The sequence below is a fragment of the Longicatena sp. genome, from assembly GCF_982403165.1.
Genome location: NZ_CEVYEL010000057.1, coordinates 1 through 14,706 on the forward strand (window position 1 = coordinate 1; position 14,706 = coordinate 14,706).

Genomic DNA, 14,706 nt, shown 5'->3' on the forward strand with positions numbered 1-14,706 from the left:
GGCTATAATAGCTATAAATATTTAGTTAAATGTCAACAATACAGTACACTAGCTCCATACTAATGTCAAATGATTTAAGTAATGATGCAAAAGGATTGATGAGGCTTTTTTTGGTAAATATGGTATCTTTTTAATGGCCGCGTCAGTAAGATGCAGCAGATCAAAGAATCGATGTAAAACAAACAAGGCAAAACGTTTTCCTAAAAGGGCTGTGAAATCATCGTACTTAAGTAATCAGCAACTGGTACTACGATAGTTCCTATGGTAGAATTTCTAGTAAAGCATTATGAAATATGATAAAATGAAAAAGCAATAAGGAGTGATACTGCATGCGTAAGAAAAAGCCAAAGAAACCATTAAAAAAATGGCAGAAGATCCTATACGATATTTTATTTTTAATTGCCTTGGGCGTCTTTATCTATTCCGGGTATCAGCTCTTTCATATATACTCTCAAAATCATGCGGAAGAAAAAGAGAAAATAGAGCTACAACAATTGAGTAATATACCAGATGATCTAGAAAAAGATTTTACGGTGAATTGGAAGGCTTTAAAAAAGAAAAATGATGAAATATTAGCCTGGATACTCATACCGGATACCAATATCAATTACCCTATCGTAAAAGGAAGTGATAATTCCTTTTATCTGACACATTCGTTTGAAAAGAAAGCGAACTATGCTGGTGCCATTTTCATGGATTATCAGGCAGATGGGAAATTTAAAGATCGTAATACCATTATCTATGGACATAATATGTGGCATAAGACGATGTTTACAGATATTGAAAAATTCAAAGAAAAAGCATTTTTTGATAAACATCCGTATTTATATATTTTTACACCTCAGCAAAATTATCGATGTGAAATTTTCAGTATCCATTCAGCCAAAGATCTTTCGGCATCGTATGATCTAAACTATCCGACAAAGGAAAGCTGGCAACAATATTTAAATATGGTTGAAGGATTATCCGATTTTAAACGGAATGTAAAGCTAAATACTCAAGATCATATCGTGACTTTATCAACATGTTCCTATGAAGAGGGAAATTCCACAGATCTGCGTTATCTTCTTCATGCTAAACTGGTTAAATGGGATGGCAGCTATAAGGTGAAAAAAGGGAAGTAGATGCTGACTGCTTCATCAAATAGCAAATAGAGATCGAATAAGTAATGAAGCTGTTTTTACATAGATGATAATTAGAAAATGATAAGCAAAAAGTAGCATTGCTACTTTTTCTTTTCCTTTGAGCATACAATGAAGGGAAGGTGGTGGCGCTATGTTTTCTAAAAAATGCAGACTATTGACTTTGGAAATCATGGTCTTACTTATCATAGGCATTGTTATGGTTGGCAGCAGTTCGAGAGTTTGGGCAGCCGCGAAGTTCCAGGACGCAACATATTTCATGAGCCGTCAGGCGGTATTTGCCTTACTTGGTCTATTTGTGATGTATGTTGCCAGCCGCATATCATTAGTGCATGTGCGCCGCTATGCCAAACGCTTATTTCTTTTATGTGTTGTCGCATTAATATTGGTATTGATTCCAGGTGTGGGTGTCTTGCGTAATGGTAGTCGTAGTTGGTTCGGTGTTGGTTCTTTTCTTATCCAGCCTTCAGAGTTTTTTAAGATTGCCATTATCATTTATGTAGCAGATTATCTGGCAAAGCGCTATCGTATCAAAAGCTTTCGTAAAGACTTGTTTTTTCCCGCTTTTCTGGTAATGATTGGTTTTGGCTTGATCTTATTGCAACCTGATTTTGGCAGTGGCTTGGTTATGGTCTGCTCAATTGTTATCATGGTGTTAGCGGCCGATTCTCCTTTATCTTATTTCGTACGCGTAGGTATTTTAGGCGCCGGAGGTTTGGGTGGCTTGATTTTAAGCGCACCTTATCGATTGGCACGAATTACATCGTTTATTGATCCTTGGAAAGATCCTTTAGGAGCTGGTTTTCAGATTATACAATCCCTTTTCGCTATTGCACCTGGGGGGATTTTAGGTGTTGGTTTTGATAATAGCATGCAGAAGCATTTTTATTTGCCCGAACCGCAAACAGATTTCATCTTTGCTATCTATGCGGAAGAATTTGGCTTTATCGGCAGCGTCTTACTAATTGGCTTATTTATAGCTGTTATTTATCAGGGAGTTAAAATTGCTAAAAATTGTACAGATCCATATTTATGCTATATTGCTATTGGTCTTACCTCCCTGTTTGCTATTCAGGTCATGATCAATCTTGGTGTAGTTGTCGGGTTGTTTCCAGTAACTGGGATTACGCTTCCTTTTATCTCCTATGGAGGCAGTTCTTTAATGGTTATGATGGGGAGTATGGGACTGCTTATGAGTATTGCAAAGGAAAGTTGAAAAAAGCGAATTTTATTTAAAAATACGGTATGAACATGGTATAATAAATCACAGGGAGTGATGACATGAGATTACTGATAGCAACCGGTGGAACGGGAGGTCACATATATCCGGCCATTGCGCTGGCAGATGCGGCAAAAAAACGCTATGACGATATTGACATTTTGTTTGTTGGAAATGATGATCGTATGGAGGCGAAAGAAGTACCTGCACACGGCTATCAATTTAAAGGTCTGCATGCAAGCGGTTTAACAGGTGGTATTGTCAATAAGATGAAGGCATTATTGCTGATGGCAAAGGCCTATCGCAAGGCACTCCGTATCATAGAAGATTTTAAACCTGACATTGCCATTGGTTTTGGTGGTTATGTAAGTGCACCGGTAATGCTGGCTGCACATAAAAAGCATGTAAAAACGATGATACATGAGCAAAATTCCATTGTTGGTGTATCGAATAAAATGGTGGCAAATTATATGGATGCCATCGTAATCTGTTATGAAAAATGCTTTGAAGAATTTGGCAGAGAAAAAACAAGATTGTTAGGAAATCCACGGGCAACCAATGCTGTCCAGGTTAAATTTGATGAGGCATATTATCGTTCTTTAGGTCTGTCAATGGATAAGCCGCTGATTTTGGTGGTTATGGGATCTTTAGGTTCTTCTTCCATCAATGCCATTATGAAAGATGTCTTACCTAAGATCGACAACAAATATCAAATCTTGTTTGTAAGCGGAAAAAACAATTATGAAGAAATGAAGAGCGTTTTTCCACAGGATAACATTAAGGTTGTAGACTATGTAAAACAATTGGATATCATTGCTAAAGTGGATCTGATCATATGTCGTGCTGGAGCAACGACGGCTGCTGAAATCACAGCATTGGGAACACCAAGCATATTGATTCCAAGCCCTTACGTAGCACACAATCACCAATTTTATAATGCCAGTGTGCTGGTTGAAAAAAAAGCAGCATATATGATAGAAGAAAAAGATTTGAATGCAACAGTATTGGATGAAAAAATCAAATTGATTATGGATCATCCGGCAATAAAGGAAGAGATGCATCAGCATGCGTTGGCGCTTGGTAAGCCCAATGCCAGCAGTGATATTTTAGACTGGTGCGATGAAATGAAAAGGTGAAATATAACATGACATTGAAAGAAAAATTACAGCCCTATGCGGATGTGGAAGTCAATGTGTCTTTAAAAACACGTACAACCTTTCGCATTGGTGGGAACTGCAGTTATTTTATATACCCAAAAAATGAGCTTTGCCTGTTAAGAGTTATGGACATCTTAAAGGATGAAGAAATGCCGATAAAGATTTTTGGCAAAGGTAGCAATATTTTATGCAGCGATGATGACTATGATGGCGTGATTCTCTGTCTGGATCGCTATTTTACGGATTTTTATTTTGAAGAGGATGGCAGTTGTTTGGTGCAAGCAGGTACGAGCATCATCTTGTTGGCACATGAGGCTATGAAGCGTTCTTTAAGCGGTTTGGAATTTGCCAGTGGCATCCCCGGAACGATTGGCGGCGCTTTGTTTATGAATGCCGGTGCTTATAAGAGTGATATGGCAGGCATTGTCCAAGAGGTTTATGTACTGAAAGAACATACGATCTGCATTATGCGTAAGGATGAATTAGACTATGCCTATCGTCATTCTATTTTTCAACAGCACCGAGACTGGTTGATCTTAGGATGCCGTTTGCAATTACAGGAAGGCGATCAAAAGGAGATTCGTGATGTTATGGATTCACGGCGAAAACGTCGTATGGATTCACAACCTTTAAATAAGCCATGTGCCGGCAGTGTGTTCCGCAATCCGGAAAGCCATCAGGCTTGGCAGTTGATTGAGAGTATCGGCATGCGAGGTAAACGCATCGGTGGAGCTATGGTTTCTGAAAAACACGCAAACTTTATCGTGAATGAAGATAATGCCAAAGCCAATGATGTGGCGGCATTGGTAGAAGAAATTCAAAAAGAAGTCAAGGAACGTTTCGACATTGATTTAATTACGGAAGTAGAGAAATTCAATTGGAACAATTAGACGAGCTGCTTTACGATGATGTCGAAGCGAAATATCTGGCTCTGCAAAATAAAAAGAAAAAACGTAAAAAGCGGCGCAGAAAACGGCGACTTGTGATTGCTGGTGCTATACTTTTAGTGGCATCCTTGTATTTTATGAGTGATATTTCTAAGGTGAAATCATTAGAAGTAAAAGGTAATCGCTTTTATACGAAAGAAGATGTCTTGAAAAAAGCGCATCTTTCCTATGAAACACGATATATGATCACACCGAAATGCTACCTTTCTTGGAAATTGAAAAACGACGATTTCATTGAAGATGTGGAAATTGAGAAAAGCATGGATGGCGTGATTGCTATTGAAATCAAAGAAAAACTGGTCATTGGTTACTTTGTCGAAGGTGAAAAGAATTATGTTTTATTGAAAGATGGCTCACAGAAGGAAATAACCAGTGAAAACCTTGACACCATAGTCAACTACCCATTGATTGATGGTTTTTCCAAGAAAGAAAGGAAAAACTTAGCTGCTGCATTTGCTAAAAATAAAAAAGAGGTTAGTCAGGATATCGTATCTATGATTTCTGAGATTACACCGCATGCTGAAAGTTACGATAAGCATATGGTGAAAATCGTGATGCAGGATGGCAATACGATCTATACCTCCTATGATTCCGTATTTATCCTTAATTCTTATAAACAGACTTTAAAAAATTTGAAAAAAGATCATGTCTGCTTTGTCATGGATGCGAATACGGAAACCTACATAACGGAAGACTGTAAAGCCTTTAAGTAAGAATTTTAAGGTATTTGAGAATCTTTCTTGGATTTCCAAGGGGATTTTGATATAATAATGAGGATATAAGGAGGAATTTTATGTCAATCTCTAAAAGTACACAGTACGGAAATATCAATGTTTCCATCGACGCAATCGCCTCACTTGCCGGTGGTGTTGTAACCGAATGCTATGGCGTAGTCGGTATGGCATCCCAAAAATTTGTGAAGGATGGAATCGCAGAATTACTAAAGAAGGATAATTATGCCAAAGGTGTTGTTGTTCGTCAGCTGGATAACAATGACTTGGAATTGGATTTATATATCATCGTATCTTACGGCGTGAAGATTAGTGAAATCGTTCATGAGGTGCAGATGCGTGTGAAATACATGTTGGAAAAAAATCTGGAATTAGACTTTAAGAAAGTTAATGTCTATGTGCAAGATGTCAAGGTTATAAAGTAGGTAGAGAACTATGGAAATGATCAATGGAAAATTGTTGAAAGACATGTTGGCAAGCGGTGCCAATAATTTGTCAAATAAGTTTACGGAAATCGATGCATTAAATGTGTTCCCTGTGCCTGATGGTGATACAGGAACGAACATGTCGCTGACGTTTAATGCGGGCGTAAAGGATGCTTTAGCATGCACTAGCGATGATGTGTGCGATATTGCAAAAGTATTATCAAAAGGGTTATTAATGGGAGCAAGAGGAAATTCCGGAGTTATTACTTCGCAGATTTTCCGCGGTTTATATCAGGGTGTAGATGGCATGAAGGAAATCAACGGTTTCCAATTAGCAAATGCGCTGGTTATGGGTTCTCGTGTTGCCTATAAAGCGGTCATGCGACCAGTAGAAGGAACTATTTTAACTGTAGTACGTGAAGCTGCTGATTACACATATGCATATGCAACCTCAACGCAAGATGTGACTTGCTTACAAGTTATGGAAAAAATGCTGGAGGAGGCGAAGGAGTCCTTAGAGAGAACGCCTGATCTTTTGCCGGTATTAAAAGAAGTTGGTGTCGTTGATAGTGGCGGTGCTGGACTTGTTACGATTTTTGAAGGGTTTGTTTCTGCACTGAAAGGTGAAGTTATTGAACGCCAAGAAGCACAGGAAAGTAAAGAAGTTGCCGGTGCTGGTATGGAGAGCGAAGAATTCGGCTACTGTACAGAATTCATCATTCGTTTATCGGAGCATGGCGCTAGAAATTTCCAAGAAGAAGCATTACGTGATTCACTTGCTCGAATTGGTAATTCTATTGTATGCGTGCGTGATGATGATATCGTTAAAGTACATGTACATACCTTGACTCCTGGAGATGCCTTAAATATGGGACAGCGTTATGGTGAATTTGCAAAACTTAAGGTAGAAAACATGCAGGAGCAGCATGAAAATATCATGATGAATGCAACGGTAGAAGAGAAACCAAAAGAAGAAAAACCAAAACAGAAGTATGCAATTATTACGGTTGCAGCAGGGGATGGTTTGAAAGATATGTTTAAAGAACTGCGTGCTGATTATGTTATCAGTGGTGGGCAGACGATGAATCCTTCTACCGAAGATTTTGTACAAGCCATTCATCAAGTGAACGCAGAAAATATCTTCTTATTGCCAAATAACAGCAATATTATTTTAGCAGCACAACAGGCCGCAAGTGTCTGTGAGGATCTGAATGTGGAAGTCATTCCATCAAAATCCATTCCTCAAGGATTAAGTGCATGTATCATGTTTAATCCTGATGTGGATTTCGATATGAACCTGGCTGAAATGAATGATGCCATCAGTATGGTAAAAACCGGTCAAGTTACGTATGCCATCAAGGATACGACATTTGAAGGATTAGATATCAAAGCTGGCGATTACATGGGCTTAAAAGAAAAAGACATTGTTGTATCATTACCAGATAAAATGGAAGTAACACGACAGTTACTGGATATGATGATTGATGGAGAAAGTGAAATCGTGACGCTTGTTTATGGCGAGGATGTCAACGAAGAAGAAGCAAATGAGATTGCTAGTTATATTGAAGATAAATACGATGTTGAGGTAGAACTCAACAATGGCATGCAGCCGGTATATTCGTTTATAATTGGTGTGGAGTAGAATACTACTCGAAGTAACAACGTATTAAACATAGGGAAAAGAGGCTGTAACGAAATAGACTGAATTGACAAGTCTATGAGGTTACACCTCTTTTTTCTATGCCTCGTTCTGGAAACATCAACAAAGGAAACCAAGAGGTAGTATTCCTCTGACAGGTGATATCATCTTTTTCGATTGGGAAAATGCTGGTGTTAGTGATCATGTTGGAATCGTGGAACGTGTTGATAATAATACTATTTATACGATTAAAGGCAATTTCATCTATGAGTAATTATAAAATTAATAGCAGAATTATTTATGGATACGAAGCTATCAAAAATGAATGAAGACTTTTTCGCTCATTCTACATAGTTTAAGAAAACTCATATAATTTCTGATCTGTAATATTCTGCTTAAATTTATTCTATAAACACCATACTGTTATCTATTTTGGGTAGTAGTTTTTTAGTTTAGCTAATTCAAATATGGAAATAATTAACACTGACTCTATAATGAAGATGTGAGATAATTAAAAATTGAATTACCGGAATAGGAGGAATTATTTAATGAAAAAATATGGTTATGTAAGAGTCTCTACAAGAGATCAAAATATCGATAGACAGATGTCTGCTATGCTAGAAATAGGAATTGATAAAAAGAAAATATTTATTGATAAATTATCAGGTAAAGATTTTAATCGCCCCAAATATAAGCAATTAGTAAATCGGCTTACAATGGGTGATGAACTTTATATCAAATCTATTGATCGATTAGGTAGGGACTACGATGAAATCATTGAACAATGGCGTTTTCTGACAAAAATAAAGGATGTGGATATTATTGTATTGGATTTCCCTCTTTTAGATACAAGAAATCAGGTCAACGGCGTTACAGGGAAATTTATTGCAGATTTAGTATTACAAATTCTTTCTTATGTGGCACAGATTGAACGTGAAAACATTCGTCAACGTCAGATGGAAGGTATCAAGGAAGCCAAAATAAAAGGTATTCAATTTGGGAGACCTGCAAATGATTTACCGGAAAGATTTACAGAAGTATATAATTTATGGAAAGCCAAGCAGATAAGTCAACGTGAAGCGGGAAGATTGCTTAATACCAATCATGTTACATTCGGTCGCTGGGTGAAACGAGTAGAAAAACTTAATAAATAGTGAGAGTGTAAAATAAACTGTGTAAAATAAGATCGTATGACTTAATGATACGCAGTTTTTTACAATCCATAGAGGATGCAGATGAAGCACTCAAGGAACTTTTTGATCCTATATTTGAATCATTGTTCCAAGGTGAAATGAATCATCATTTAGGACGAAAATGATGATAAAGATTATAAACAAAGGCAGAATCGCAGAGATGGATATAGTCAAAAAACTGATCATACTACAAAGGGAGATATCATGATCGTTACACCAAGAGATCGTGATGGCTCTTTTGAAGCACAGATGATATCAAAACGATAAAGAGATGTTTCAGGAATAAAAGATAAAGTATTGGCGTTGTACATGAGGAATGAGTCAACGTGATATATCGAAAACAATAGAAGATATCTATGGATTTTCAATTTCTCATGAAATGGTATCCGATATTACAGATGTCATACTACCAGAACTAGAAGAAAGGCGAAATAGACCCTTGAAGAAGTGCTATGCCTTCTTGTTTATAGATGGTATGTATGTAACATTGCGTAATGGCTATGAGGCGAAAGAATGCGTTGTATACACGATATTAGGCTACGATTTGAATGGATATAAAGATATCCTTGGATTATGGCTTAGTGAAAGTAAGAGTAAGAATTATTGGATGCAGATATTTGATGAATGAAAGCACGAGGATTAGAAGATGTTTTCTTTATGTCGATGGATGGGGTTAGTGTACTTAAGGATGGCGCAAAAGCCAACTTCGGATATGATCGTACAGCGAGCATCGTCCACTTGATACGAAACTCAATAAAGTATGTACCAAGTAAAGATTTTAAAACATATACTTCCCATCTTAAGAAAGTATATGGAGTGCCAAGCCTTAAAACTTGTCAAGCAGAGTTTGAAAAATTCCAACATGCATGATCACAATATCCAGGAGCAGTGGACGTATGGCGGCGTAATTTTAGTTATGAAACAACTGTTCGATTATGGGAGTGCCGTAAGAAAAGTAATGTATACGACGAATGCGATCGAGGCAATCAATTCCAGTTTCCGCAAAGTGACGATAAAAGGCGCCTTTCCAAACGAGAACGCCTTATACAAATTACTATATTTACGTTGTACAGAACTTGAAAATAAATGGGAGAATGGTACCATCCGCAGTTGGTCACAAGTATTAAATCAACTCATGATCAATGACAAGTTTAGCTCTCGCATTGAGAAATATCTAAAGTGATTATATTTTACTTACACACTTTTCTTGACAAACCTGCTACCTTCCTTAATTTAAAAATTTTACACATTGTTATCGACAAGCCTAATAGATGTTTAATTATTTTTTTATGGTGCACACTTTTCGTGACAAACCCTAAATAGTTAAATTTTAGATTTTTTGGAATAAAAATTACACATTTAGTTCCATCTTTTTTTATAACTAATAATTCCTAAAATTCCCATCCTTATGTCATATTTCCATTTTATCATCCTTGAAACGAAAAGTGTGCTTTCTTTACCATCTACAAATTCGATACTTATAATTTTACTTAAAAAAGTTTTCAGTAAAATTCCTAATATGTCTAAATAGTAATTTATCGCTAGAAATATATTAGTGAAAAAAAGGGAAAGGAGGTTGTTATATAGAAAAATGGAAATACAGACAGATTGTTACCATGGGAGACAATTTGGAATTTTAATAGTCCTTTCTTCTTATCGAAATAAAAAGGGATATTGGAAATGTATTTGTCAATGCAAGTGTGGAAAGCAAAAAGAAATTTTCACTAGTAATCTTCTAAAGTGGTGGGACAAAAAGCTGTGGTTATACAAGAGAAAATCCGAATCTGATTGAGGGTACGAATTTATGTCTAATCCGAGTTGAAAAACTCTCGAAAAGTAATACAAGTGGTGTAAGAGGAATGTCCCCTACTCGAAATGGTAAATGGATTGCTAAATCACATTTCAGGGAAAGTGATATTTTCTTGGAACATATGCAACAATTGATGAAGCAGAAAAAGCAAGAAAAAAGGCGAAGAGAAATATTTTAAGCCATTTCTTGAAGGTATGGAAAAGAATAATTGAAAGGAAATTGAAAAAAGAAATTATGCCTATAGCTCTGTCAGGTGGGATAACACTATCTGAATTTGGAAACGATGTGCTGTATGAAGTATTCATTGACATTAAAGAAGTGAATGCTATTAATGAATAGGAAGTAACTAAATTTAGTGTTTGTGTTGCTAAGCCATTTTGGCATACAATCAGGAAAACAAAAACAGATAATTTGAAATGGTTCATTATATGTAAATAAGGAGAGAATAAGTGTGAAAGAAAATCAAAAATATAGCAATTTAATAGACTTGAAACAATTTTCATACAATACTTTTGCTTACATGTAGTGAGGGAATGGAGGAAATATGAATAATTAATGATGAAATTGTAATAGAAACATGGCGAGAGACTGAGTCAGAATTAGAAATTATTGTGTTAGGGTTAGAAGAAAAAGAGCTGAAAACAAAAGGATCATTGAATGGCGATATTAAAGTTTCGTTACCAATTAATACACAGTTCTGGGAAGCAGATGTACGTTATGAAGTATTAGAAGAAGGAAAAGATAGTATCTCTGATATAGATAAATTTGTTTCACAATCTAGTAATCCCAAAATATTGTAAATAGATAGTGTGACATATGGTAGCATAACCTATTTAATTACACAAGTAGAACATTTGGCTGTAACTGGATATGAAACAGTAATAATGACTAATGTGAATACATTTTCAAATCGACCTTCAGGTAACTGAGATTAGGCTAGAGTGAAAAGAATCTTTCCAAACGTAACGAAATCAAATCAAGAGATGATTTTATGTTTTTTAAGAATCGTTTTCATACCTTAGATTTAGAAAACATTACTTCTTTACCTGTTCAAATGTTTTATGTGTTTAGTAAATTGTAAGAAGTTTCATTACCCAAAGTAACAGTGGTTGAAAAAGCCGATTAGGAACTAATACCTTTATGGAAACCCCAATTGAAATAGTTAATATGCCTTCCCTTTTAAAAGTAGGAAATAAAATGTTTTATGACGGTAATTTTTTTAAAAACTATTACAATACCATATGTACAAGAGGTAGAGGAATTAGAGTTTTATAGAGCCAATGTGCTAGAGGTTGTCGACTTACTGTTGGTGAAGAAAGTTGGGAAAAACGCATTTCGTGTTTTAAGTAATCTAAAAGAAATCAAGATGCGGGAAGTTGAAGAGTTAGAGAATTTTGAAAAAAGTAGAAGAGAAAAAGGGCTTTTCCAATTCGAAGATTGGGTACTTTATGAATAAAGAATTAAGAAAGAATCTAATATCTTTTTGATGCCGTTCATTATTTATTCTGAATCACGAATATTTAGAAAAAACACATAAAATAAAGAACAATGTTTTATATAAGGAGAGAAAGAGAGATGCAATTATGAAGAAAATATTTAGAGTCATGCCAATATTATTACTTTTAGTTAGTTTAATAACGTTTGCAATACCCCAAAATAAAGTGTTTGCAAATAATGACAACATTGCTTTTGGTGAGAATGAAGCTTCAAATTATGTGGTTCATACAACGATGGAATCAGATAAACAAGCAGTTGCAATTGATATTAAAATAGAAGCAAAAGAGAATATCAATATACAGAAGGTAACTTTACCGGATAAAAGTGAAGTTTCTTTAGTAAATTCAAGCATCACTTATCGTGCGTTAGAAAATGGTACATATGTATTTACTGTGTATTATACAAAAACAGAGGGCACTAGTTCTGAGGTCATTAATGATAAAAATCAAACAAATGAAATTTTGACAGTGGATATTACAGTAGATGTGGATGATATTGAAAAATTAATAGAGAAAGAATCATCTGAAAATATTGAAAAGAGTAAAGTTGATCAAGAAAAAGTTGCTCAAGAAAAAGTTGCTCAAGAAAAGTTAAATAAGGAAAATGTGTTAAAAGAAACAAAAATTGAAGATTCAGTACAGGTTTCTACATGGGCAGAGTTAGAGACAGCACTACTAAATAAAGATAATATTTTTATAGAAATAACAAAGGATATTGAAATAGAAGATGAAATCCTTATACAGAATGGAAGAACGGTGCATTTTACTGGTGTCGGCAGGCTGGTCCGTTCTGAAAAGCTTGATAAATCATTGCATATGATAAATATAGAAGAAGGAGGAAATGTGTATATAGAGGGTATTACTATTGATGGTAATAATGTTGGTGATCGATTTATGAACATGAAAAGAGTTGCCACTGCAATAGAAATATCAGGAAAACTTACATTAGTATCTGGAACAATTACTCGACACACCTGCTATGTGATTCATATGCAGGGAAAAAATGCTGAATTTCATATGCAAGGAGGCATTATTACTGAGAACGAAGCTTCTTCTGGTTTATTAATAGAAGATCATGCTACCTTTATAATGGATGGGGGAGAAATCACAAAAAACTCCTTTGATAATTGGTCAGATATGGAAGAAAATGGAATTTATTTATTAAATGGAAGTAAGTTTATATTAAATAATGGATACATCACAAATAATATATGCGATGGATTAATGAGTGGAATTGTTAATGTTAGTGGTGGTCGAAGTAATCGAGATGAAGATGCTGCAAGTTTCGTTATGAATGGGGGAGAAATTTCCAATAATTATAGTAATAGAACAGCTGGAGGAGTAACTGTTGGTACTTGGTTAAATCCTGATTATATAACAGTTGCTAACTTTCAAATGAATGGTGGTAAAATATCCAATAATACTTCTAGATTCAGTGGTGGAGGAGTTTTTATTTTATGTAATGGTGAATTTGAGATGAATAATGGGGAAATCATAAATAATCAAGCTCCTATGGGAGGCGGAGTCTCAGCATTTGATGCTTTTGTTGCGATGGGGGCAGGTGATGCTGGTTTTGATATAAATGATTGGGGCACTAAGTATAATTGTCCTGCTGCATTCACTATGAATGGTGGTGTGATATCCGGGAATAGCACAAATGACGCCATTCAAGCAGATGCTACACAAGGTACAGGTGGTGGTGTTTATGTCGCTTCGAATAAAGTGACATTGAATGCTGGCAAAATAACTAATAATAAGGCAGAAGATCAAGGTGGTGGTGTATATGTTGGAAGTATTCCTTATGAACTTCATATGTATAATACCTTGATTACAGATAATGATGCAACTTTATTAGGAGGAGGGATATGGTCTTGTCCTACTGGTAGTGTACAAATTCATGTGAATAATGGAGGGGCATTGTTTGATAATAATGCCTTGACAAATGCAGCAGGAGATGATTATGTGTCTGTTCCAAGAAGTGATAAGTATATTACAACACTTGCTGAGAGAATGCTAGGGGGAGGCAGTGTTACATATTATGAAGATGGAAAGGTTTTAGAATTAGGAGTATTAGGAAAACCAGATCCATCCGTCTCTCGATTTGATCCTGCAAATCCTGGGGAACCAATAAAAAATATTAGTAATAGTAAAGAAACATATGCTTTGAAAGTTGATACGACACAGAATGCAAAAGAAATAGCAAAGGATGCAGCCAAGCTAATTATTTCAGGAAATACTTCTGTAAGAGGTGGTGGAATAGGAACAAATGGAAGTGTCGTTATTGGAGAAGAAGAGAATAATCAAACCATTCATGTAGAGAAACAATGGGCAACTATAGATGGAAAAACACCGACAGTAAAAGTAGACCTAATTCGTATTGATCAAAATGGGAATAGAACAATTCTTGATACAGTAGAATTAAATGAAACGAATAATTGGAAGGTAACATTTAACCATTTACCGTTGCAATATACTTATGATGTTGAAGAACATGCAATGGAAGGATATAGAGCAACATATGAGAAAGTTGTGAGCGAAAATGAAATATCTATAATTATTAAGAATACACAGAGTACCATCGAAAAAAAAGTAACAAAAGTCTGGAATGATAGTAATAACCAAGATGGAATACGACCAAATGAAGTAAAGGTACAACTTTTAGCTAATGGAAAGGCCTTCGGGGAAGTGCTCACACTGAATGAAAAAAGTAATTGGAGTGCTTCTTGGAAAGATCTTCCAAAGTTTGAATCAGGAAAAGAAATAAATTATTCTATTAAAGAAGTAACAATTTCTGATGGTTATACAAGTAAAACCGAGATTGATAAGGATGGAAACTTTATTTTAACAAATACACATGCTGTCGAACTTATCAATAAAACTGTAGCGAAGATTTGGAATGATAGTAATAACCAAGATGGAATACGACCAAATGAAGTAAAGGTACAAC

At 35.4% G+C, this 14,706-nt stretch carries 12 protein-coding genes and 1 pseudogene; all 13 read left to right on the forward strand.

What is annotated here, in order from left to right:
* Positions 1–329: 329 nt before the first annotated feature.
* The gene (gene srtB / locus AC1VS3_RS10760; protein ID WP_008687758.1) at positions 330–1,124 is read left to right on the forward strand and encodes a class B sortase; all 795 of its coding nucleotides are present in this window, start codon (positions 330–332) and stop codon (positions 1,122–1,124) included.
* Positions 1,125–1,275: 151 nt separating this feature from the next.
* The gene (gene ftsW, locus AC1VS3_RS10765; protein ID WP_008687760.1) at positions 1,276–2,358 is read left to right on the forward strand and encodes a putative lipid II flippase FtsW; all 1,083 of its coding nucleotides are present in this window, start codon (positions 1,276–1,278) and stop codon (positions 2,356–2,358) included.
* Positions 2,359–2,423: 65 nt separating this feature from the next.
* Positions 2,424–3,497 (forward strand): undecaprenyldiphospho-muramoylpentapeptide beta-N-acetylglucosaminyltransferase, encoded by a 1,074-nt coding sequence (gene murG / locus AC1VS3_RS10770; RefSeq protein WP_008687762.1) that lies wholly within the window; start codon positions 2,424–2,426, stop codon positions 3,495–3,497.
* Between the two features lie 8 nt (positions 3,498–3,505).
* Complete coding sequence (murB, locus tag AC1VS3_RS10775; RefSeq protein ID WP_008687764.1) at positions 3,506–4,408, forward strand: UDP-N-acetylmuramate dehydrogenase; 903 nt, start codon at positions 3,506–3,508, stop codon at positions 4,406–4,408.
* Positions 4,396–5,178: a cell division protein FtsQ/DivIB gene (locus tag AC1VS3_RS10780; protein WP_119983574.1), complete on the forward strand. Its 783-nt coding sequence runs from the start codon at positions 4,396–4,398 to the stop codon at positions 5,176–5,178. Before murB ends, AC1VS3_RS10780 begins: the two co-directional genes overlap by 13 nt.
* An 80-nt stretch (positions 5,179–5,258) precedes the next feature.
* A complete protein-coding gene (locus tag AC1VS3_RS10785; protein WP_008687768.1) occupies positions 5,259–5,621 on the forward strand; it encodes an Asp23/Gls24 family envelope stress response protein in 363 nt (120 codons plus the stop codon).
* A 10-nt stretch (positions 5,622–5,631) separates the two neighbouring features.
* Positions 5,632–7,263, forward strand: a complete 1,632-nt coding sequence (locus tag AC1VS3_RS10790) for a DAK2 domain-containing protein (protein WP_008687770.1) — start codon at positions 5,632–5,634, stop codon at positions 7,261–7,263.
* Between the two features lie 163 nt (positions 7,264–7,426).
* Positions 7,427–7,534: a CHAP domain-containing protein gene (locus AC1VS3_RS10795; RefSeq protein WP_256176674.1), complete on the forward strand. Its 108-nt coding sequence runs from the start codon at positions 7,427–7,429 to the stop codon at positions 7,532–7,534.
* A 274-nt stretch (positions 7,535–7,808) separates the two neighbouring features.
* Positions 7,809–8,414 (forward strand): recombinase family protein, encoded by a 606-nt coding sequence (locus tag AC1VS3_RS10800; RefSeq protein WP_008687771.1) that lies wholly within the window; start codon positions 7,809–7,811, stop codon positions 8,412–8,414.
* Between the two features lie 62 nt (positions 8,415–8,476).
* Positions 8,477–9,636 (forward strand): annotated as a pseudogene (locus tag AC1VS3_RS10805) (IS256 family transposase); the annotation flags it as partial.
* A 1,238-nt stretch (positions 9,637–10,874) separates the two neighbouring features.
* Complete coding sequence (locus AC1VS3_RS10810; protein WP_120136727.1) at positions 10,875–11,063, forward strand: hypothetical protein; 189 nt, start codon at positions 10,875–10,877, stop codon at positions 11,061–11,063.
* A gap of 404 nt (positions 11,064–11,467) precedes the next feature.
* On the forward strand, positions 11,468–11,719 hold the full coding sequence (locus AC1VS3_RS10815; protein WP_008687775.1) for a hypothetical protein: 252 nt from the start codon (positions 11,468–11,470) through the stop codon (positions 11,717–11,719).
* Between the two features lie 127 nt (positions 11,720–11,846).
* A partial coding sequence (locus AC1VS3_RS10820) for a Cna B-type domain-containing protein (protein WP_481275647.1) occupies positions 11,847–14,706 on the forward strand: 2,860 nt, incomplete at its 3' end.